The sequence below is a fragment of the Acuticoccus kandeliae genome, from assembly GCF_003073115.1.
In genome coordinates, this window is record NZ_QBBV01000088.1 from 1 (window position 1) to 379 (window position 379).

1 protein-coding gene is annotated in these 379 nt (G+C 66.8%); it reads right to left on the bottom strand.

Annotation, left to right across the window (positions count from 1 at the left end; translation table 11 throughout):
* The coding region (locus DBV35_RS29435) for an AAA family ATPase (RefSeq protein ID WP_117434500.1) at positions 1-379 on the bottom strand (379 nt) is incomplete at both ends.

Consider the following 379-nt stretch of genomic DNA (forward strand, 5'->3'; position numbering starts at 1 on the left):
GGCCGTCCTCGAGCACCTGCAGGAGCGTGTTGTAGATCTCCTGGTGCGCCTTCTCGATCTCGTCGAACAGCACCACTGAGAACGGCTTGCGCCGCACCTTCTCGGTGAGCTGGCCGCCCTCCTCGTAGCCGACGTACCCGGGAGGGGCACCGAACAGCCGCGAGGCGGTGTAGCGGTCGTGGAACTCACCCATGTCGATCTGGATGAGTGCGTCGTCCTCGCCGAACAGGAAGTTCGCGAGCGCCTTGGACAGCTCGGTCTTACCGACACCGGACGGGCCGGCGAAGATGAACGAGCCGGACGGGCGCTTCGGGTCCTTCAGACCGGCGCGAGTACGACGGATCGCCTGCGAGACGGAGCGGACGGCGTCCTCCTGGCC